The 21463-nt window shown below is 38.8% G+C and carries 19 protein-coding genes; 15 read left to right on the top strand and 4 right to left on the bottom strand.

Annotation, left to right across the window (positions count from 1 at the left end):
- Nucleotides 1-77 precede the first annotated feature (77 nt).
- From IHV10_RS10625 to IHV10_RS10645, 5 genes are all read left to right on the top strand, one after another.
- On the top strand, nt 78-830 hold the full coding sequence (locus IHV10_RS10625) for a glycosyltransferase family 2 protein (RefSeq protein WP_197128915.1): 753 nt from the start codon (nt 78-80) through the stop codon (nt 828-830).
- A 56-nt stretch (nt 831-886) separates the two neighbouring features.
- Complete coding sequence (gene galU / locus IHV10_RS10630) at nt 887-1768, top strand: UTP--glucose-1-phosphate uridylyltransferase GalU (protein WP_153237358.1); 882 nt, start codon at nt 887-889, stop codon at nt 1766-1768.
- 24 nt (nt 1769-1792) lie between these two features.
- Nucleotides 1793-3094, top strand: coding sequence for a UDP-glucose dehydrogenase family protein (locus tag IHV10_RS10635; protein ID WP_197128917.1), 1302 nt, complete (start codon nt 1793-1795; stop codon nt 3092-3094).
- A gap of 843 nt (nt 3095-3937) precedes the next feature.
- Complete coding sequence (locus tag IHV10_RS10640; RefSeq protein WP_197129957.1) at nt 3938-4606, top strand: sugar transferase; 669 nt, start codon at nt 3938-3940, stop codon at nt 4604-4606.
- Nucleotides 4607-4725: 119 nt separating this feature from the next.
- Entirely contained in the window at nt 4726-6087 is a 1362-nt protein-coding gene (locus IHV10_RS10645) for an O-antigen ligase family protein (RefSeq protein WP_197128919.1), read from the top strand.
- Nucleotides 6088-6117: 30 nt separating this feature from the next.
- Here IHV10_RS10645 and IHV10_RS10650 read toward each other — a convergent pair whose 3' ends face one another.
- Nucleotides 6118-7557, bottom strand: a complete 1440-nt coding sequence (locus IHV10_RS10650; protein WP_197128921.1) for an oligosaccharide flippase family protein — start codon at nt 7555-7557, stop codon at nt 6118-6120.
- A 286-nt stretch (nt 7558-7843) separates the two neighbouring features.
- Here IHV10_RS10650 and IHV10_RS10655 point away from each other — a divergent pair, with 286 nt between their 5' ends.
- Nucleotides 7844-8887, top strand: a complete 1044-nt coding sequence (locus tag IHV10_RS10655) for an LCP family protein (protein WP_197128923.1) — start codon at nt 7844-7846, stop codon at nt 8885-8887.
- A gap of 44 nt (nt 8888-8931) precedes the next feature.
- Here IHV10_RS10655 and IHV10_RS10660 read toward each other — a convergent pair whose 3' ends face one another.
- Entirely contained in the window at nt 8932-9999 is a 1068-nt protein-coding gene (locus tag IHV10_RS10660) for a glycosyltransferase family 4 protein (protein ID WP_197128925.1), read from the bottom strand.
- Nucleotides 10000-10061: 62 nt separating this feature from the next.
- Nucleotides 10062-10694, bottom strand: coding sequence for a YigZ family protein (locus tag IHV10_RS10665; protein ID WP_197128927.1), 633 nt, complete (start codon nt 10692-10694; stop codon nt 10062-10064).
- A gap of 313 nt (nt 10695-11007) precedes the next feature.
- On the opposite strand from IHV10_RS10665, the gene IHV10_RS10670 reads away from it, so the two are divergent.
- Nucleotides 11008-12156: a sensor histidine kinase gene (locus tag IHV10_RS10670; protein WP_197128929.1), complete on the top strand. Its 1149-nt coding sequence runs from the start codon at nt 11008-11010 to the stop codon at nt 12154-12156.
- A 12-nt stretch (nt 12157-12168) separates the two neighbouring features.
- On the top strand, nt 12169-12900 hold the full coding sequence (locus IHV10_RS10675; RefSeq protein ID WP_137792006.1) for a response regulator: 732 nt from the start codon (nt 12169-12171) through the stop codon (nt 12898-12900).
- 332 nt (nt 12901-13232) lie between these two features.
- On the opposite strand, the gene IHV10_RS10680 is transcribed toward IHV10_RS10675, so the two are convergent.
- Nucleotides 13233-15026 carry an ATP-binding protein gene (locus IHV10_RS10680; RefSeq protein ID WP_197128931.1) on the bottom strand — a complete coding sequence of 598 codons (1794 nt, stop codon included), beginning with the start codon at nt 15024-15026 and terminating at the stop codon, nt 13233-13235.
- A gap of 475 nt (nt 15027-15501) precedes the next feature.
- On the opposite strand from IHV10_RS10680, the gene IHV10_RS10685 reads away from it, so the two are divergent.
- From IHV10_RS10685 to flgK, 7 genes are all read left to right on the top strand, one after another.
- Nucleotides 15502-16350: a DegV family protein gene (locus IHV10_RS10685; protein WP_197128933.1), complete on the top strand. Its 849-nt coding sequence runs from the start codon at nt 15502-15504 to the stop codon at nt 16348-16350.
- Nucleotides 16351-16399: 49 nt separating this feature from the next.
- Nucleotides 16400-17896 carry a DEAD/DEAH box helicase gene (locus tag IHV10_RS10690; RefSeq protein ID WP_197128934.1) on the top strand — a complete coding sequence of 499 codons (1497 nt, stop codon included), beginning with the start codon at nt 16400-16402 and terminating at the stop codon, nt 17894-17896.
- Entirely contained in the window at nt 17893-18603 is a 711-nt protein-coding gene (locus tag IHV10_RS10695; RefSeq protein ID WP_197128937.1) for a ComF family protein, read from the top strand. The genes IHV10_RS10690 and IHV10_RS10695 overlap by 4 nt, the downstream gene beginning before the upstream one ends.
- Nucleotides 18604-18685: 82 nt before the next feature.
- Nucleotides 18686-19081, top strand: coding sequence for a TIGR03826 family flagellar region protein (locus IHV10_RS10700; RefSeq protein WP_197128938.1), 396 nt, complete (start codon nt 18686-18688; stop codon nt 19079-19081).
- A gap of 86 nt (nt 19082-19167) precedes the next feature.
- Complete coding sequence (flgM, locus tag IHV10_RS10705; protein ID WP_197128940.1) at nt 19168-19434, top strand: flagellar biosynthesis anti-sigma factor FlgM; 267 nt, start codon at nt 19168-19170, stop codon at nt 19432-19434.
- A 10-nt stretch (nt 19435-19444) separates the two neighbouring features.
- Complete coding sequence (locus IHV10_RS10710; protein WP_197128943.1) at nt 19445-19903, top strand: flagellar protein FlgN; 459 nt, start codon at nt 19445-19447, stop codon at nt 19901-19903.
- 18 nt (nt 19904-19921) lie between these two features.
- A complete protein-coding gene (gene flgK / locus IHV10_RS10715; RefSeq protein ID WP_197128945.1) occupies nt 19922-21457 on the top strand; it encodes a flagellar hook-associated protein FlgK in 1536 nt (511 codons plus the stop codon).
- Nucleotides 21458-21463: the final 6 nt, after the last annotated feature.

The following is a 21463-nucleotide window of genomic DNA, read 5'->3' on the forward strand; positions in this document are numbered from 1 at the left end:
TTGTAACCTGTGGTGTAGAGGGGTATAATAAGTATGCTTTATATCCATAAACGTATTAAAATTGAGGTGTAAGGAAATTGGACGAAATATTAGTGAGTGTAATCACTCCATCATATAATGCAGAAAAATTTATTCAGCATACAATAGCTTCCGTTCAAGCTCAGACTCATCAAAACTGGGAGATGCTTATTGTTGATGACTGTTCAAAGGACAGCACAGTTGAAATTATTAAGCGGGTTTCTTTGGCAGATCCCAGAGTAAAGCTTATTCAGCTGGAAACCAACTCAGGTGCGGCAGTTGCAAGAAATACAGCCATCGAGAATGCAAACGGTAAATACATAGCTTTTTTAGACAGTGATGATTATTGGAAACCTGAAAAGCTAGAAAAACAATTAAGTTTTATGGAAGAGAACGATTATGTTTTTTCTTTTACGAATTATGAGATCGTTAATGAAGATGGTAGCCCAAGCGGTGTCGAGGTTAAAGTCCCTCACTCTCTAACGTATCATGACCTTTTGAAAAATACGATTATCGGCTGCTTAACGGTTATGGTGAATATAGAAAAGATAGGCAAGTATAAAATGCCAAATATACGTACTCGGCAAGATTTTGCTTTATGGCTATCTATTCTAAAGGATGGTTATACGGCATACGGCTTACAAGTTCCTTTGTCTTGTTATCGAAAAGTCGAAGGTTCAATTTCAAGTAACAAAGTTAAAGCAGCAAAAAAAACATGGGCTGTTTATAGAAACATCGAAAAATTAAGTTTACATTACTCAGCATGGTGTTTTGTAAATTACGCCTACAATGCTGTCAAAAAATCAAGATAATCGGCGACTACTATGAAATCAGAGATAGAATCCTTTAAAAACAGGAGTGGAAAATTATGAAAGTAAAAAAAGCGATAATACCCGCTGCAGGATTAGGTACAAGATTCTTACCAGCAACAAAAGCACAACCAAAGGAAATGCTGCCAATCGTAGATACACCAACGATTCAATACATTATTGAAGAAGCTGTTGATGCAGGGATCGAAGACATTTTGATCGTAACGGGAAGAGGAAAGCGTGCGATTGAAGATCACTTCGATAAATCTCTTGAACTGGAAGAAACATTGAAAGAAAAAGGCAAGGATGAAGAGTTAGCTCGTATTCAGAAGATCTCGAATATGGCTGATATTCACTATATTCGTCAAAAAGAACCAAAAGGGCTTGGACATGCTATTTGGTGTGCACGTAAATTTATCGGTAATGATCCATTTGCAGTTATGCTTGGTGATGATATTGTTCGCGCGCAAAAGCCTTGTCTAAAACAACTTATTCAAGAATTTGAAGCACGCAACTCTTCAGTAATCGGTGTTCAAGAAGTACCGACGAAAGATGTTTCTAAATATGGTGTTGTAGAATACGACAGTTCGTTCAACTCTGGTAACGGACTATATAAAGTGAAAAGCCTTGTGGAGAAGCCTTCGATTGAAGAAGCGCCGTCTAACTTGGCTATTATGGGAAGATATGTGTTAACGCCTGAGATCTTAGACATTCTGGAGCATTTAAAGCCTGGAAAAGGGAATGAGATTCAGCTTACAGATGCGTTGCAGGAATTAAATGGAATTCAAGAAGTGTTTGCATATCTGTTTGAAGGTAAACGCTATGATATAGGGGATAAATACGGCTTTGTTCAAGCGACCGTAGAATTCGCCTTAGAGAGAGAAGATATTGGAGAGCCTTTGCTTAATTGGCTGAGACAAGTAGTAAAAGAACGTTCATAATTGTATATTTTGGGGAGTGGAAGAATGAATATTTGTGTTATTGGAACAGGGTATGTCGGACTAGTGTCAGGAACTTGTTTTAGTGAAATCGGAAACAAGGTTACCTGTATCGATTTAGATGAAGGAAAGATCGAACGCCTTAAACAAGGAATCATCCCGATCTATGAGCCAGGTTTAAAGGAATTGGTGTTGAAAAATATTGAAGAAGAACGTCTTCACTTTTCAACGAACTTGGCTGAAGGTATGAAGGATGCAGAAGTTGTTATTATCGCTGTTGGAACTCCGCAGGCACCATCTGGAGAAGCGAACTTAGAATATGTAGAAAATGTTGCGGTTTCGATCGGAGAAAACTTAAACGGTTATAAAGTAATCGTTACTAAGAGTACGGTTCCAGTAGGTACAGGACAGCGTGTGAAAAGCATCATTAGTGAGTACTCACACGGCAAGTTTGAATTTGATGTAGCATCTAACCCAGAGTTCCTTAGAGAAGGTTCAGCGGTCTACGATACGATGAATATGGATCGTGCCGTTATTGGTGTAGAGTCTAAACGAGCAGAAGAAGTTCTTACAAAGCTTCATGAGCCATTTAACACAGAAGTTGTTGTAACGAACGTTGAGACGTCAGAAATGATTAAATATGCTTCCAATGCATTCCTAGCTACAAAAATCAGTTTCATTAATGAAATTGCTAACCTAAGCGAACATTTTGGAGCAGATGTTACCAAAGTTGCTGAAGGTATGGGTCTTGATAAGAGAATCGGAAAGCACTTCTTACAAGCTGGTATTGGATACGGTGGTTCATGTTTCCCGAAAGATACAAGTGCTCTTATCCACATCGGAAGAGAAGTTGGGGAAGACCTTAGCATCCTTAAAGCTGTAGAAGAAGTTAACGGAAAGCAAAGAATGAGAATTGCTGATAAAGTGAACGAAATCTACCCTGATCTTGAAGGTAAGAAACTTGCCGTTCTAGGGCTGGCGTTCAAGCCAAATACAGACGATATGCGTTATGCGCCTTCCATTGATCTTATTCCGTACTTCAAGAACAAAGGTGCTGAAGTAATCGCTTATGATCCGATCGCTTATGAAAACGCAGCGAAAGAGATCGAAGGACTGCAATATTCTACAGATCTTTATGAGACCATTAAAGATAGCGATGCTGTTATTATCTTAACCGAGTGGGATGAAGTGAAAAAGATGGATCTCACAAAAGTAAAAGAATTAGTTAAGGAACCAATTATCATTGATGGCCGAAACATCTATAAATTAGATGATATGAAAAATTCTGGCTTCTATTATGCTTCAATCGGTCGTCCAACAATAAAATAAGTGAAACGAGATGCTAGTAAAGCTCAGCTTTATTAGCATCTTTTTTTATGCTCTTTTTTTAAGGCTGTTTTCGTATTCATAGTTGTTTGACGAAAGTAGTTGATTTCCATTCCGGGTTGCTCGCTTTCCGCGGGGCAGGCGGTGAGCCACATTCGAATGTTTCACATTTAAGTGTCTCACCTGTCTAGTTGCAGTGGCTAGCCCCTCGAGGTCAAAAGTTAAATAGACCATGAAGGTAAAGAACACCTTCCACCTTCCTTGTCTATTTACCTTTTGCTTGTCGGGGCTGGACGAGCCACTTCCACTTTTAGGACAGCCCGCCTGTCCCCGCAGGAGTCGCGCACCCTCCACTCCAATCAACAGTCAAAGAAGTAATTAAAAAAATTTAAAGCAATTAACAACAGACTTCTAGTGGCTTAAAGTTGTCGACACCTAGGTGCAAAAGTGTTAGCAGGCCAAACCGTTCGCCCCATGGAAAGCGAGCGACCTTTAGTGCATATCAAACACCTCTGGAAAGCAAGGCAACAATGTAATTGAAGAAATCATGTTTTATTAAGAATTTGTAAATTCAATAAACCTTTGCGTTTGAACTCCTTATAAACAGGGGATTTATACTTCAGTCGTAAAGAATCGTATGTAAAGGAATAAATTCACAACGAAGGTATACCCAGAAAGACTCGAAAAAAGTCGAAAAGGTGAGTATCGCCTTGAAAAGGATCAAGGAAAGAGTTACAAAAAATTGACAAAAAAAACATATGTACACACGAAAGTTGTGTGATATGATATGAAATGGTTTATATATAGTCATCATTGAAAGAAACTATGAGGTGAATGTTAGTGGCAATGAATCGTGCTGAAACAAATAATTACTATAATTCCTATACACAACAAGCAGACACAAATAAAATAGCAGAGTACTCTAAGATCAATGACTCAACGTTTCTTTTTACTAAACGTTTAATTGATTTAATGGCCGTATTACTATTAAGCATACCCGCTGCAATCATTGTTTTGATTACAATGGTAGCCATTCGATTAGAATCCAAAGGATCTGCACTGTATTTCCAAGAACGCTGTGGACTCAACGGTAAGGTGTTCAACGTAATCAAGCTGCGTTCCATGTATACGGATGCAGAGTGCAACGGTCCGCAATGGGCACAAAAGAACGACTCACGCGTTACTAAAGTAGGTAAGTTCATTCGAGCAACTCGTATTGATGAACTCCCACAGTTGATTAATGTGCTACGCGGAGACATGAGTTTCGTTGGACCTCGTCCTGAACGTCCAATGTTTGTAGAAGAGTTCTCTAAAGATATTCCTGATTTCAAGGATCGCTTATTAGTTAAACCAGGATTAACAGGATGGGCACAAGTGAATGGTGGATATGATATTTCTGCTAAAGAAAAGCTGCACTTGGATAAGTATTACATCCGTAACATCAGCATAGCGATGGATATCAAAATTTTATTAAGTACTATTCGAGTAGTATTTACAGGTGACGGTGCAAGATAATCAGCTTAAAGAAACGCTTCTATCATCAAGATAGGAGCGTTTTCTCCATGAAAAAATGTATGTATTTCCATTTTTTTCGTTACAATAGAGATAGATTTATTATGAGAGGATCATTCATTATGAAAACTTCTAGCTTTGACAAATGGATTGACTGGATTTTTTATCTTTATATTTTCTTAATTCCTTTTTCCGTTTCAGAAGATTTTAGAGCACTAACTGGACCTATACCAGCATCTGTATTATTGACGCTTATCATTTCCGTAGCGTTTATGGTGTATTACATAAAAACAACTTCAAAATTACCACTCGTGTTCAATCAGCAAATAGATAAGAATTTGTTCGTTGTATTGATCTGCTTTTTTCTGCCGGTTTTATTATCCACTTTAAGCGCTGTTTATAATTTCTTAACGATAGATGGCTATCCTTATAGTGAATACTTTAAAGGCGATTTTCCTGCTCGTATTATTAACTTTGGACTATTCTTTGTTTTACTTATCAGTCTTCTACCATTAATCCAAAAAATGAATGCAGATCGTTTACATAAATATATCCTGACGTATTGGATCGCCGTTTCATTTCTCTTGTTTATCGGGTTTTGGCAGCTTCTTCATTTAACTGTTGGAGTTCCTATGTTCGATATGCAGACTCGCTCTTATGTTCATAGTGTAGGTGGGGGAGCAAAGTTATTCTTTGATTTTCGGTTGACCTCATTTGCATCCGAACCAAGTTATATGGTGCCATTTGTTATTGATGGTTTATTAATCGGTGCTCTCGTTTTCAGTTCGCTCAAAAAATATGTTCTTTGGAGTTTCTTGCCTGCACTCTTTATACTATTGTTCTCATTCTCGTTGGGAGGGTATTTGAACTTCTTTTTAGTAGCGTGCGGATTTCTGTTATTGATCTTCACGACACATAATCCTTTTAAGAAAAAGGTTTTGTACGCGTTAGCCGCATTGGTTGGACTTATTATCTTAGTAGGTCTAGTGAATATGAATCTTCTGTTAGAGTTCGTAGGGCCGGTCATCGGAAGACTTGATACCGTGTTTGATATGCAAGAACACGAAAGACTCTTCTTGCTGCTCATGCCTTTTGTTTGGATCGTTCATCATGCTCAAACCTTTTTCCAGGTTCTATTCGGTATGGGACCAGGATCGTTCAAATATTTAAATATCACGCAATACTTCCCAGATGATATTCATAAAGTATACGTGACATCCAATAATCTCTACATCGACGTACTTTACGAGCATGGTATGGTTGGATTTATATTGTCATTAGTATTGATTGGTTACTTTTTGTGGTACTTCTTTAAACGGAGAAATGAAGGGAAATATGCTCAAGTAGGTTTCTTAATCACATTGCATTTAAGTATCACATCACTGTACAGAGCAGATTTTACGTCACCGCGCTTTTGGATGCTGTTTATTATCTTGTTCATTCTAATCCATCTCATATCACTTAAAAAGCAAGAAAAGGTTTAAGAATAGTAAGAAGGGGCTGTACCATAATGGTCAGCCCCTCTTTTTTATGAACTTATTATATGCTTTAGGAAGCAGGGATCTGCAGTTTGCTACGTTTAATACGTAAACAAGCAATCCGTAAACGATTCCGCCGATACCTACTTTAAAGAACATCCACAGTACTCCATTCACGTTATATAACGGATAGAGACACAAAGCCATACCGAAAGTAGCAATAAAAAGTTTTGTAACATTCCGACCAGGGAAAGTTAAAGGAAATGCTTTCTTTCCGATCGACCAGCTCATCATAATTGCAACAATATAAGCGATAATGGATGCGTAGGCTGAACCTTTAATTCCGAATTGGGGAATCAGCAAGAAGTTAAGAATGATGTTAATAACTCCAGCAATCAAAACTGGCCAAATTTGAAATAGCGTTTTCTTACCAAGTTCGAACGCTAAGTCAAAGTAATAGGTTTTAATGCTTTGAATAAACACAGCTACACATATCAGTGAAAAAATAATTCCTCCGGCTTCTCTAAAACTTGTCCCAAAAAATACAGATGTAATATCAGGACTTAGCAGAATGAGCCCTGCAGTTGCAGGCAGACCAATAAAGAAAAGCAGGATGGTGTTTTGATCAAGCTGCTTTTGAGCAGCCTTAACACCTTCTGTTTCAAGAGCTTTAATGACTAGAGGATAAGCTGCTAAATTCACGATCATCATCAGCAGGACTAGAATCTGTTTCGCAAGGTCGTATCCTACAGAATAGAGACCCGTACTCTTTGTTCCTAATAAGTAGCCGATGATAAAGCGATCCGAACTAAAGATGATATAGTTCATCGATAAGGTTGCGACTAATGGCATTCCGTAACGAAATACTTCCTTTACCAAATCCCAATCAATATGATGCAATCTAATTTTTTTAAGATACCTTGGAAGGAGATATACTAAAGGTACAATCATTCCAATAATCAGACCCCAAAGAATAGAGCTAGCTTCAAGACCCCACTTAATCAATAAGAAAGAAATTCCTAAAGAGAGTACCGTTTTCACAAGTGTGATGATTCCATAAAGAAGAGACGATAGTTTAGATCTTAAGTATTCTGTGGCCATGTCGAATAAGTTTTGAACAAGCAACAATCCTAATCCGATCAACCAAAGTGCTTGCCATTCGTCCGTTCTTGCAAAGTAAAAGAAGGGTCCTGTAAATAAAATAAGAGAAAATCCTACTAAAGATAGAAAGGCAGCCGATATTGAACTTAGAAATAAATTTTCTTGTTCCGTATATTTCGGTGCAAAACGCAGCAAACCTAGCCGCAGCCAGTGAAATATACCCGTACTAGCAAATCCCACTGCAGATAGGACAAGAGCGTATTTTCCGTATTCAGAAGGTGACAATAACCTTGTGTACAGTGCAATTGCAGCGAAATTTACTAGACCTGGAAGTCCTCTTGATAAAAAGTAGATAAACGTGTGTTTTAATAACATTTTATGCTCCTAACATATTTTTACATCATTTTAACCACTATAAAAACAAAAGATGGGTCGAAACGTGTCAAAGATAGTCTTTTTATATTAAAATTTGTAAATTATTATCAAGGTCTTTTGTGCTATAATGTATCCTGATACAAATATATAGATAGAAATTAAATCAAGCAATAGTAATCTCATTATAGTATGTAATGCACCCTGTTAAAATAAAAGCTATAAAGGCTATACGATAAAGTAGGAAGCTTAGAAATCACATTGTTAGAAAAGAAATGGAGAGTTTAAGATGGATGAGCGCAATAGAAGTATACGCAGAAATAGGAAGAAACGTAAGAAAAAGCGTTTGTTATTGGGTTGTTCTGTATTTTTCCTTATCCTATTAGGGATAGGCGGTTTTCTGTTCTACAACGTTTATCAGGCTGCCAATAACTCGTTTTCAGATTTAGAACGAGGTGAACACTCTAAGCTTCGTGAAGAGTCTGTTGCAATCGGCAAGGACCCTATCAACATTTTGATCATGGGAATTGAGGATTATTCGAGTGGAGGAAACGGGCGAACAGACTCGTTAATGGTCGCTTCGATTAACCCAGACAAAAACTCAATCAAAATGCTAAGTATCCCTCGTGATACGTATGTTGATATAGAAGGACATGGTCAAACGAAAATTAATCATGCCCATGTATATGGTGGTAAAGAGTTAACCATTGATACGGTAGAAGGATTGTTAGATGTTCCGATTGATTATTACGCAACGGTGAACTTTAAAGGGTTCAAGGATGTTATTGATGAAATTGGCGGAGTTACAGTTGATGTTCCATTTGATTTCTCTGAAGTAAGTGATGGAGAAGCTGGATCTGACAAGCATAAGATTTATTTCAAAGAAGGCGAAATGACTCTTAACGGTCAAGAAGCTCTTGCTTATGTTCGTATGAGAAAGCAGGATCCTAGAGGCGACTTTGGACGAAGCGAAAGACAAAAACAGGTCATCCAAGCTGCGATCAAAGAAAGTGCATCTGTAAGTACGCTATTGAACTTTAGTGATATTGCTAAACACATTGGAGATAATGTTGAGACAAATCTTTCCGTTCGTGAGATGTACACGTTAAAGAATAAATATGGAAATAAGAAAATCGACAGCTTAACCCTTGAAGGTGTAGACGATACAATTAATGGTGTTTACTATTTCGTACCGACTGAAGAAGGTTTAGCGAATCTTCAAAATGAGTTAAAAATGCAATTAGGACAAGAAGTTTCTGCTTCAGAAACAACAAACACAGAGTCAGAGTCGAGTGAATCTGAAGCAACTGACTATAGTGAAGATCAAAATTAAATAAAAAGCTGCTTCGAGGAGGTCTCGAAGCAGCTTTTTTTGTATCATTGTTTCTTTTTATGAGGAGCCCAAAAACCTGATAAAAAATGGGTAAGCGGTTTTTTCTGGCCCATTAATCCTAAAAACTCTGCTGCAAGTTCAATCGTGACGAGTAAAAGAAGAAACAGGAAGAACGATTCTTCTAATGTGGACAGTGAAAAAGCGAAGGCCAGTGCACTAAAAAAAATGCTGATTCCATAAATCAGTAAAACCGTTTTGGGATGACTGAATCCCTTTGCCAAAAGTCTATGGTGCAAATGAGACTTATCAGGCTGAGACCACTTCTGTTTATTAACAAGTCGGCGTAATATGGCAAAGGTGGTGTCCATAAAAGGAACACCTAAAATCATGATCGGTACGAATAGGGATAAGAACGTGACGCTTTTAAAGAAGCCAGAGATTGAGATGAGTGCAATCAAGAGACCTAATAGCTGCGAACCCGTATCCCCCATAAAAATCTTAGCTGGATAAAAATTAAAGAATAAAAAACCTAGTGTGCTTCCTGTTACAATGACACAAAGCATAATAACAAGAATTTGATCTTTACCTAAAGCCATAATCAATATAGTCGAGAGGGCAATCGTCGAGACTCCTCCTGCTAGCCCATCGAGACCATCAATGAGATTAATCGCATTGATTAACCCAATAAACCAAAATAACGTAAGAGGGATACTCATAAGTTGAAGCTCTACTAAGCCGAAATAAGGAATAGTAATGTAATCAATCACAAATCCACCATAAATTAAAACAAATGCGGATAAGAATTGCCCAAGAAGCTTTTGCTTAGCAGAAAGCTCGTACATATCATCTAATACACCCGTAATTACGATGATTAATGTACTAAGAAAAATATAAGTGGTCGTATGGCTGTCGATTGGCAGAATGAAAAGGCCAGCCAAAAACGCAGCATAAATGGCTAGACCACCTAACCTAGGCTTTATTTCACTATGTACTTTTCTTTTATTAGGCTTATCAACAGCACCTATCTTCTTTGCTAAAAATGAAACAAGCGGTGTAATTGAAAGGGCGATAAAAAAACAAGAGATAAAAGCAATGAAAAGTTGAAGGTTCATGGAATTGCACCTTTCCAAGAAAGTAAACTCTGCATTAGTTTTATCTCATATGCTAAAAATTATTAAATTGTCTTCTCTAAATACTCCTCTTCACCAAAAACAATCTCACTTTGTGCGTTCGAAAGGTCAATAATCCACTCTTTAAAGGTTTCCTTTTCTTTTATGGGTACATACATCTGAATCTCCACTTTCTCCATGTAGTTCATCTCTTTGATGGGGTAGACAGAGTTGCGCAGTTCGTTCTCCATTTTTCCGAGAAGTGTGTAATCTACAGTGATATGAACGATCTGTTGAAGTTGACGTTCTACAACGCCAATGTGATTGAGACCTTCTGAAACTGATTTGCCGTATGCACGAATGAGTCCTCCAGCACCCAATTTGATTCCGCCGAAGTAACGTGTGACAACAGCAACTGTATCTTTTAATTCACGTTTTTTGAGCACTTCTAACATTGGAACACCCGCTGTACCGCTCGGTTCACCGTCGTCGTTCGCCTTTTGAATGTTGTCTGTTTCTCCGATTAAGTATGCAGAACAGTTGTGTGTGGCGCTGTAATGTTCTTTTTTGATTTTTTGAATGAATTCTTGTGCTTCTTCTTCAGTGGTAGCTCGTGCGATATGAGCGATAAAACGAGATTTTTCTATGACGATCTCGTGCTGTCCTTCGTTTTTTACGGTAAGATAATTGGCAAGCATATAGGGTAAAACTCCTTTGAGTAGTGAATATTATGAATTCCATGTCAAATTTGTCGAATAATCTTCATGTTTCAAGTGTATCGTGTTATCCTTCATTATAAGGTGATTATAAAAAGCATTCAAATTCTTAAAAATTTTTTAGCATTAAAAGTCATAAAATTCCACATCCTGGCGAATGTAGTATATTAGAAGGATTAATGTCTTTGCGGTATGATTCGCTCAAGTGGGTATTAAGGCCTATGTATAAATTAGGCAAGATGGTTCTAGAACTTCCGGTTACACTTCTTTATCGTTTTAATTGGGGGAAATTTACATGACTGCAGCTAAGTTAACGATAGATCCACATTTGTTGGACGGAATACTAAATCAGACCATCGATACGGTTACGGCAAGTCAATCGCAAATCTTTGAGATCAGTGAGCATTCTCGTCAAGAGTTTCAGCAGCTGCGCAGAGAGCTTGAGTTAGTGAAACAGCAGGTCATTGAGGTTATCCATAAATCTGACCGAACTGAAGAATATGCAAAGCTGGCACGAGCTCGACTGGCAGAGGTGAGCAAGCATTTTCAAAAGTATAGTGAATCTGATATTCGCGATGCGTATGAGAATGCCAATAAGTATCAGATTGAACTTTCCATTATCCGGCAAACAGAGAAACAGCTTCGGGAGAAAAGAGATGAACTCGAACGGAGAATCGGCGCATTGAACGATACGGTTCAAAAAGCGGAGTCTCTGGCAGGTCAAATTTCTGTTGTTTTAAATTATCTTAACGGTGATTTAAGAAAAATTAACGAACTCGTTCAAAACGCTCAGCAAAAACAAGAGTTTGGACTTCAGATTATCGAAGCCCAAGAAGAAGAGCGTAAACGCGTTTCACGAGAAATTCATGACGGCCCAGCTCAATTAATGGCGAATGTACTCATTCGCTCGGAACTGTTAGAGAAAATTTTTGTAGAAAAAGGAACTGAGGCTGCTCGTGTTGAAATAAAAGATTTACGGGTTATGGTCCGTGATTCTTTAAAAGAGGTCCGTAGAATTATATACGACCTGCGCCCGATGGCTTTAGACGATCTCGGTATCGTTCCTACATTAGACAAGTATTTACGAAATGTGAAAGAAAGTACTGGTAAAGAGGTTGAGCTTCATGCGCTTGGTCAGACTCGACGGTTCCCGAATAAGATGGAGATCGCGATTTTCCGTTTGATTCAAGAGTCGGTAAACAATGCAGTTAAGCACTCTGAAGCAAATCTGATTGAGGTAAAGTTAGAGTTTACTCAAAAGTTTATTTCACTATATATCCGAGATGATGGCAAAGGGTTCGATATGGCACAACCTACAAAATCAAATTCCTTTGGCATGATGGGGATGAGAGAGCGGGTTGAACTGCTCGAAGGAACTTTAAAAGTGAAATCCCGCATAAACTTCGGTACAAGTGTTTACATTCAAATTCCCATTCAAGACTAGGAGGGTTCACACATGAATAATGTTAATGTGTACGAAAATAACGCCTCAGCACCTGAGAAAACAAGAATAGCAATTATCGATGACCACCGTTTGTTCCGTGAAGGAGTAAAACGTATTCTAGATATGGAAGATCAATTCTCTGTTGTTGCTGAAGGTGATGATGGCTCTGAAGCGGAAAATATCGTCCGCGATCATAATCCAGATGTGGTGTTGATGGACATCAATATGCCAAACATCAACGGTGTTGAAGCAACACGTCGTTTGGTTGAGAAATCTCCTGATACGAAGGTAATTATTCTATCGATCCACGATGATGAGACGTATGTGTCACATGCGGTCCAAACAGGTGCATCTGGTTACCTCCTAAAAGAGATGGATGCTGATTCATTAATCGAAGCAGTTCGTGTCGTTGCAGATGGTGGCGCATATCTTCATCCGAAGATTACGTATAATCTATTGAACGAATTCCGTCGTTTATCGACATCGAATAAAACGCAGCAAAACAAAGCTGGTTTTGTTGAAGTGGAGTACCGTAAGCCACTTCATATCTTAACGCGTCGTGAGTGTGAGGTTCTTCAGTTGTTGGCAGATGGACGAAGCAACCGTACGATTGGGGAAGAGCTTTATATTAGTGAGAAGACGGTTAAGAACCATGTGAGTAATATTCTTCAGAAGATGAATGTGAATGACCGTACGCAGGCTGTTGTTGAGGCGATCAAGAATGGTTGGGTTAAGGTACGTTGATTTGAATTTAGGAGAAAAGACCTTCGATTGTGAAGGTCTTTTTTTTGTTTTGTTTTTTTGGAGCGAGTGTGGTGATGCGGGGATGTATATTGAAAATCTTTGTGGGTGGTTTTTAGGTTTGTCACGGAAGATGTTAGCTGTTAATTTCCGTTGCAGATACTCGCTTTCCGCGGGGCAGGCGGTGAGCCCCTTGCCGCTTTGCGCCTTTAAGGGTCTCACCTGACCGCTTGTCCCGCAGGAGTCTCGCATCTTCCACTTCAATTAACTTTCGGAGAGGAGTAAAAAAACAAATCCTTCTCTCGTTTAATTACAAGGTGTAAGAGAAAAAACAATCAACTCAAGCTCATTTCGAGGACCTTTTCTTCTGACGGTACGGTTATTGGGAATTCTAGTGAGACTTTTGTTCCGTAGCCTTCTGTAGATTCAATCCTCATCTTTCCTCCGTGGTTCTGGACGATTTGGTAGCAGATTAAGAGGCCGAGTCCAGGGTTGCCTTCTTTTGTTGTATAGAACGGCTGTCCGAGCTTTGGTAGGAGGTGCTCGGGGATGCCGGGTCCATCATCTTGAATGGCGATCGTGATGTTTTCTTTCGTTTGTTTGAGCTGAAGCGAGATATTTCCCCAAGAAGGTGTCGCTTCTAACGCATTTTTTACGATATTTAAAATGAGTTGTGCTATTAGATTTTCTTCGCATTTTAAAAGAACGGGTTGTTCTGGCAGCTCGAGGTGTAGCGAAATGGTTTCAAAGTCTGTTTCTTCTTCTATAAATTTGAGTGAGCGTTTGATGACTTCGTTTAAGTCATGATCACTCTTTAGAATCATGTGGGGTCGAGCAAGTATCATAAGCTGGCTGATGATAAAGTTGATTCGATCCGTCTCTCTTAGCATGATGCCTAGGAAATGGTGCGTTTCTTCTGTCGTGTTTTGAGACTGAAACAATTGTGCGAATCCTTTTATAGAAGTAAGAGGGTTCCGTATCTCATGCGCAAGACCTGCAGCAAGTTCTCCGACATAAGCGAGTGTGTTTGCTCTTTGTTTGAAATTTTGTGCCTCATTGATTGCTGTCATGTCTTTTGCGATTCCGATTACAGCGGTCATATCACTTCTTATCGAATAAGGGATGCTCGTAATATCAAGCTCTATTTCGTGTCCTTCTTTGTGGATAATCGTAAGTGGATGTTTGATTGTTTCTCCTTCAATCACGCGAGTTAAGTAACTCAATGAATTCGTAATCTCATTTTCTTTTAAAAGGTTGGTATACGGCATAGCGTGCAGCTCTTCTAGTGAATAGCCAGTAATTTGTACAAGTGATTGATTTACTTTTATAAAATTTAAATCGGGTCCGATTACAAAAACGCCTTCAGGATTCATTTCAAAAAGTGAGTTATACCGGTGCTCGGATTCAAGCAGTTGAAATTGATGTTCTACGAGTCTCTTTTGGTTTCGCTGTTCTAAAATGTATAGAATTAATACGACGGTTGTCGCACCAAATACAAGTAAAGTAGCTGTCATGTTGATATTGTTGATTGGAAAACTGCTATGCCAATCGAAAGTAGGTGTTCCGGTCATTAAACCCATCTCACCGATATAGTGCATTAGACTAACACCTAGTGTGAACGAAAGACTAGCAGAAACTTTTCTTGCAGAAAACCTTCTTTTAGTGAGTAGATAAAAGCCGAGCCAGGAAAATAAATAGGCGGAAGAAATGGAAAGTATGATAAACATGAAATTGGGTTCTATCGGCATATGCAAGTGCATAGACAACAATCCGATCACATGAACAGAAACTAAGCCGATGCTAAATAAACTAACGGGTACAAAGAGTTTATTCTGCGGTTTTTGAGAGGTAAAATGAAAGAACGATACATATGAGAAGAAAATACCTGCAGCGAGTGCTGAGGTAACGATTAAAAAATTGTAGTTTACAGAAACGGGACTTTGGATGGATAACATTCCCATGTAGTGAGTTGCCCAAACAGCGATGCCCATTGTAACAGAACCTATCAGTAAGAATTGATGCTGCGATTTTTGCTCTTCTGTACGCCGATTGACCCAATCGAGTGAGATTAAGGCGAACAGAAAGCAAACGAATAGAGAGAGTATTACGATATATAGATTATGATCCAATGGTCCTAGCCCTCCTTTAAAACATGTCTCACATTCTAATTTCTTCCATATCCGACAAATTCCTTCTTCATTCGAAAAAAACTTTTAAAAAGATTAATTATTCGTGTGCTTAATAATGAACATCGGTGTTGAAAACGGTTCGGAGATGATAGAATTGGTAAAAAAGTACGTATTAGCTGTTGATGTAGGAGGTACATCGATATAGTGCATATACATTGAAAATATAAATAGAAATCTCGAAAAATATATCCCTCACAAACCGAAATTAAGAATTTCATCTATGCAAAATCACTCCGCTTTGTACGGCGCTTTCTCGTTATGCCGCAAACAGGTGAAAAGCACATAAAGGATAGTTGAAGAAAAAAGAGAATACTTAGTATAAGTAAATTTGAATTTAGTGAATTACTTTTTCTGATGGTGTACACTGTTAGAGGAGAAAAAAACAAGATTTTTGGCATAAGAGAGGACTAAAATTATGAGCAAGGTAGCCGTCATTACAGACAGTACTTCCTACATACCCGAACATATCCGCAACGAAAAAAATATTGTAATGATTTCGCTCAACGTGATTTTTGACAAAGAAACATACAAAGAAGAAGCTGAAATAAAAGCAGATGATTTTTACGACATGGTTGGTAAAGAAGGAGCCCTTCCGAAAACTTCACAGCCTGCAATAGGTGAGCTTGTCGAACTACTAGAAGAGCTTTCTCAAAACTATGATGAAGCAGTGATGATCACACTCTCGAGTGGTATTAGCGGAACCTATCAAAGTGCAGTAGCAGCGGGAGAGATGGTTGAAGGAATCAAGCTTCATGTGTTTGATTCAGAGATCAGCTGTTCACCTCAAGCGTTTTATGTATTAAAAGCTGCTGAACTAGCGAGTGAAGGCTCGAACGGTTATGACATTATGAATCATCTGTTGCAGATGAAGAACAACGGAGTACCAGCTTACTTCATGGTTGACGATTTAAATCATCTTCATCGCGGAGGTCGTTTGAACACAGCTCAACTTTTCGTAGGGAATCTACTTCAGATCAAACCAATTCTTCACTTTGAAGACAAAAAGATAGTTCCGTTCGAAAAAGTGCGTACGAAGAAAAAAGCCTTAAAACGTATTTTCGATATCATGGATGAGACTGTGAAGCCGAATGATAAAGTGAAAATCAGTGTGATTCATGCTAAGCGTGAAGAAGAAGCGGTAGAAATCGCTGACGAGTTACGTGAAAAATTTGTTAACGCAGACGTCTGGGTTAGCTACTTCGGACCCGTAATCGGGACTCACTTAGGTGAAGGCTCACTCGGCATTACGTGGATAAAAGAATAATCATTGGAGAGATGAAAATGAAATCTCTAACACAGGGGGAGACAACACAATGAGGTTTGTCTCCCTTTTTTTAAACAACCGTTTAACTATTACGCCTGAAACTCTAGTGAACGATTCCTCTTTGAAAGCTGTCCCTTTTAGTGAACTTCCAACTTTGGAACAACCTCCTTTAAACCCAACTTTTCAGTATGACAAAAAACTGCAACAAATCCTCTATGGTAAGCAACTTCTATTTGATGAATTACCTTTTACAGTTGATCAAATTCAACTGCATTATGAAAATGGTTATGTGAAATATTCACCTGGTATCTGTAAAACTTCTAACGGTTATTTATGTAACCGATGCGGAAACGAGAAGAGTCGTTTGTTTGCGATGTTTTCTTGTTTTCGCTGTAAGAATGATAACTGTGTGTACTGTCGGAACTGCATCATGATGGGGAGAGTTAGTGAGTGTACTCCGTTGATTTCTTGGAGTGGACCTGAAGTGAGGTGGCCACGTGAAAACAATCTGATGTGGGATGGTGAGTTGTCGAGTGGCCAACAAGTTGCATCTCATAAGTTTGCAGATAATATCGGAAGTGAGGGTGAACTTTTGATTTGGGCGGTTTGTGGGGCTGGAAAGACTGAAGTTCTATTTAAAGGGATTGAAAAAGCATTGAACCTCGGCCTTCGTGTTTGTATAGCGACGCCTCGAACGGATGTAGTACTAGAATTAGCTCCTCGTTTAAAAGCTGTTTTTCCAAACACGATGGTAGCCAGTTATTATGGTGGCTCAGAAGAACGTGAAACACCAGCACAACTCGTCATCTCAACCACACACCAGCTGTACCGATTTAAACAAGCGTTTAACATCATGATCGTCGATGAAGTCGATGCCTTTCCTTATTCCTACGATAAAAGCCTTCAGCATGCGGTGTCTCATGCCGGTACACCAAAACACTTTCTTCTTTATTTATCTGCAACACCTTCTAGAACGATGAAAAAAGCAACACGAAAAGGAACATTACAATGCGTGAAAATTCCAAAGCGGTTTCATGGATTTCCATTACCTGTTCCAAAAATGGTTTGGGGTGGTGAGTGGAAGAAGAGGTTAGAAAGAGGAAAACTACCTGATCCGTTTGTTAAGTGGTTGAAAGCTCAAGCCGAGAGTGGACGACGAGCGATGATATTTGTATCTTCTGTATCCATTTTAGAGAAGCTGACAGAACTTATAAGAACGATCGTCGATGTACCAGTAGAAAGTGTTCATTCTGAAGATACACTACGGAAAGAAAAAGTGACTAAGTTTAGGAATGAAGACATTCGATTACTAGTGACTACAACCATCTTAGAACGAGGAGTTACTGTTCCGTTTTTAGATGTTGCAGTGTTTGGTGCTGATCACAATGTGTTCACAGAAAGTGCCCTTGTTCAAATAGCAGGAAGAGCAGGGAGAAGTAAGGATGATTATAACGGTAAGGTACTTCTGTATCATTACGGAAAATCACTAAGCATGATACAAGCAATCAACCATGTAAAGAACATGAACAAGGAGGCTGGACTTTGAGTTATTGCCTGTACTGTCATGAACTATATTCTGAAGGTTGGTCATGGGAAGCGCTGATTGGCTTAAGGGCATCACCATTATTATGCCAAGACTGTGAAGGAAGTCTGCTGAAGATCAAAGGTGAGATTTGTAGAATATGCGGTCGGGACTTTTCAGTATTTCCCGAGCAATATCGACAAGGTGATTGTTGCTTTGACTGCATTCGGTGGGAGGAAAGCGAGGAGTGGACCAGCGTTCTACAGCAAAATCGGTCACTTTATGTCTATAACGATTATATGAAAGAAATGATAGCCAAGCTGAAATATCGAGGAGATGCTGAAATTGTTAAAGCCTTTTATCCCATGCTAAGTTCGGAGTTCAAAAAGATTTGCCGGGATGCAATTCTCATTCCCATTCCATTAAGTGAAGAGCGACATTATGAAAGAGGATTTAATCAAGCTGAGCTATTAGCAGGAGGATTAAAAAAGCCAGTACAACACCTATTGAAGAGAAGAACACATGAAGAGAAACAAAGTAAGAAAACACGAGAAAAGCGGTTATCTCAAAAAGAGAACCCGTTTGAGGTTGTAGATTCTGTAAAAGTTAGAGATCAGAAAGTCATCCTAGTCGATGATATATACACAACAGGGAGTACATTACGACATGCGGCAAAAGTCCTGATTAAAGCTGGAGCGAAAGAAGTTTCATCTATCACCCTAGCCCGATAAATAAAACGAATGACCTGTTAAAACTCCTTCACTTAAATCCGATATATACTGAAGATAGAAGTGTTAAGGAGCGGGAAGCGATATGGACAATTTAATGAACTGTCCGCAGTGCGGCAAACTTTTTGTGAAGTATATACGTGAACAGTGTGATATGTGCTTTCGAGAAGAAGAACATGATTTTGATAAAGTATACCGATTTCTTAGAAAGAGCGAGAATCGAAAGGCAACAATAGTCGAAGTAAGTGAATCAACCGAGGTTGCTGAAAGTAAAATCATCTATTTCATACACCAGGGAAGAATTCGTGTAAAAGGATATCCGAATTTCACATATCCGTGTGATGGCTGCCAAGCGCCAATCAACGATGGCCGTTTATGCGAAGAGTGTAAAGCTCGTATCAAATCAGAGCTCTCAATTGAGGACTTAATCAGAAGAAAACAAGAAGAAGCATTACCTTCTTACCATACTGATGACAATTAACCTAATTTCTTTTGATCACTTAAAGATTTTTGTCAAATAGCCGATATATTAAATAAGATTAAAGTCTCTAGATGAGGTGACTAAAAATGCGAATCAATCATTTTAACTCTATTCAAAATAACCCATACACAAAACAGGTGCCCCATATGAAGGATAATCATGTTAAGGCTGCATACAAAAAAGATGAGATTCAAATTTCAGATGAAGCAAAGAAACTCTTATCTTCCTCAAAATTTGAACAAGACCGGACGAATAAAGTGAATGAGATTAAACAACAAGTGGATAGCGGAACATATCAAGTCAATGTTTCTAAAACAGCAGCTTCCATTATTCAATATTACAAGCAGGGTTAAGGAGGATCTCATGGAAACGGCACAGATGACATCACTTCTTGAACGTTTGCTTCAATCCCACACAGATCTTCTAACTCTCGGAGAACGCAAAACAAAAGTGCTTAAATCAGGAGATATGAAATCATTAGACGTTTTGTTAAAAGAAGAAGATCTACAAGTGAAAAGACTTCAACAGATCGAGAAAGAAAGACTCGTAAATTTTGTAAATGTCAAGTTAAGTGATGTTTTAGAACAAGTAGAAGAACCCCAAAAAGAACGATTGTTGAATCTGCAAAACAGACTGATTGATATTTATGATGCTTTAAAAGATAGAAATAAACTTAATCAAGGGTTGCTTGAGCAGTCACTTCAATATGTGAATATGTCACTTAGTATGATGCAGCCTCAAAGTGAACCTGTGACGTATAACCAAACGAAGAAAAATCCTTATCATAATAACGCAGCATCTCTTTTTGATTCAAAAGCTTAAACCTACGGAGGAATTACAATGCGCTCAACCTTTCATGGATTAGAAACAGCCCGTCGAGGAATGTTTACACAACAAACAGCACTTCAAACGACAGGTCACAATATAGCAAATGCGAATACTCCTGGGTATAGCCGTCAAAGAGTGAACTTTGTTCAAACTGAAGCATATCCGGCTGCGAGCATGAACCGTCCTCAGATTCCTGGACAGATGGGAACGGGTGTAGCTGCGGGATCGGTACAGCGTGTTCGCGAAGGATTTTTAGATACTCAATTTCGAGGAGAAAACAACAAGCTCGGTTATTGGGATGCGAAAAGTGAAGCTTTAGAGAAGATGGAAGACATCATGAATGAACCATCTGATAATGGACTCGCTAAAACGCTTGATCGATTTTGGCAATCGCTGCAAGATCTTTCTGTAAACCCTGAAGATTCAGGGGCAAGATCAGTTGTGCGTCAGCGTGGTTTGGCAGTAGCAGAAACGTTTAATTATCTATCAAACTCGTTAACTGCCATTCAAGGTGATTTAAAGTCGCAAGCTAATATTACGACAAAAGAAATTAACGCACTTCTTGACGATATTCAGAGTATTAATAAACAAATCAGTGAAGTTGAGCCGCACGGCTATCTTCCTAATACACTCTATGATGAGAGAGATAGTTTAGTAGATCGTTTATCTACTCTACTAAATGTAGAAGTGACTACTAAGCCAAGCGGTGGCAAACCAGATCCACTAGCTGCTGGACTTTATGATATTAAGATGAAAGATAAAGATGGTAATGAATATACATTAGTAGATTCTGCAAATGGAACGGTTAACCACCTTGAAATTAAATTTGATGATTCAGCAGGTGGTAATGGATTAGCTGACAGTGTAGAAGTGGACGGTAATCCGATTACTATTAGTAAGCTTGCGGGCGGCAAATTACAAGGTCTGATAGAATCATTCGGTTATAACGATGGTGGTACTGTAAAAGGCAACTATCCAGAGATGCTTACAAACTTGGATCAAATGGCTTATCAGTTTGCGACAGAATTTAATGAGGTTCATGCTAATGGTTGGAGTCTATCGGAGATTGAGGCAGGTGCTCCTGCCGGTTATAATTTCTTCGACCTTGGGGCTGTAGCTAACCCGTTAGATCCTAAGGGTGCAGCAAAATCACTAAAACTTCATGATGACATGAAGGAGTTGGATAACATTGCAGCTGCAACTAACCAATTTGCTGGGGACGGTAGCAATGCATTACGATTAGGTGATGTGAAGAATGCGCCACTAGATTTTCCAGGCAGTAAGTCTTCTTTACAAAGCTTTTATGAAGGTGCAATCGGTAAGATGGCAGTTGATGCCCAGCAAGCGGTACGTTTAACCAACAACTCAGCTGTATTGACGGATTCCGTTCAACAACGCCGTCTGTCGGTAAGTGGCGTTTCTTTAGATGAAGAAATGACGAACATGATTCAGTTTCAACATGCATATAACGCATCTGCTCGAAACATTACAGTTATTGACGAGATGCTTGATAAAATCATTAACGGCTTGGGTGTCGGCGGAAGGTAGGTGCAA

This window comes from Fictibacillus sp. 5RED26, assembly GCF_015903895.1.
Lineage (GTDB): Bacteria > Bacillota > Bacilli > Bacillales > Fictibacillaceae > Fictibacillus > Fictibacillus phosphorivorans.

Coding starts and splice junctions, on each gene's coding strand:
- IHV10_RS10650 (WP_197128921.1), bottom strand. CDS start 7,557: ATGTTATTAAAACACACGTTTATCTACTTTTTATCAAGAGGACTTCCA.
- IHV10_RS10660 (WP_197128925.1), bottom strand. CDS start 9,999: ATGAACCTTCAACTTTTCATTGCTTTTATCTCTTGTTTTTTTATCGCC.
- IHV10_RS10685 (WP_197128933.1), top strand. CDS start 15,502: ATGAGCAAGGTAGCCGTCATTACAGACAGTACTTCCTACATACCCGAA.
- IHV10_RS10655 (WP_197128923.1), top strand. CDS start 7,844: ATGGATGAGCGCAATAGAAGTATACGCAGAAATAGGAAGAAACGTAAG.
- flgK (WP_197128945.1), top strand. CDS start 19,922: ATGCGCTCAACCTTTCATGGATTAGAAACAGCCCGTCGAGGAATGTTT.
- IHV10_RS10670 (WP_197128929.1), top strand. CDS start 11,008: ATGACTGCAGCTAAGTTAACGATAGATCCACATTTGTTGGACGGAATA.
- IHV10_RS10710 (WP_197128943.1), top strand. CDS start 19,445: ATGGAAACGGCACAGATGACATCACTTCTTGAACGTTTGCTTCAATCC.
- galU (WP_153237358.1), top strand. CDS start 887: ATGAAAGTAAAAAAAGCGATAATACCCGCTGCAGGATTAGGTACAAGA.
- IHV10_RS10690 (WP_197128934.1), top strand. CDS start 16,400: ATGAGGTTTGTCTCCCTTTTTTTAAACAACCGTTTAACTATTACGCCT.
- IHV10_RS10645 (WP_197128919.1), top strand. CDS start 4,726: ATGAAAACTTCTAGCTTTGACAAATGGATTGACTGGATTTTTTATCTT.
- IHV10_RS10700 (WP_197128938.1), top strand. CDS start 18,686: ATGGACAATTTAATGAACTGTCCGCAGTGCGGCAAACTTTTTGTGAAG.
- flgM (WP_197128940.1), top strand. CDS start 19,168: ATGCGAATCAATCATTTTAACTCTATTCAAAATAACCCATACACAAAA.
- IHV10_RS10675 (WP_137792006.1), top strand. CDS start 12,169: ATGAATAATGTTAATGTGTACGAAAATAACGCCTCAGCACCTGAGAAA.
- IHV10_RS10640 (WP_197129957.1), top strand. CDS start 3,938: ATGAATCGTGCTGAAACAAATAATTACTATAATTCCTATACACAACAA.
- IHV10_RS10635 (WP_197128917.1), top strand. CDS start 1,793: ATGAATATTTGTGTTATTGGAACAGGGTATGTCGGACTAGTGTCAGGA.
- IHV10_RS10665 (WP_197128927.1), bottom strand. CDS start 10,694: ATGCTTGCCAATTATCTTACCGTAAAAAACGAAGGACAGCACGAGATC.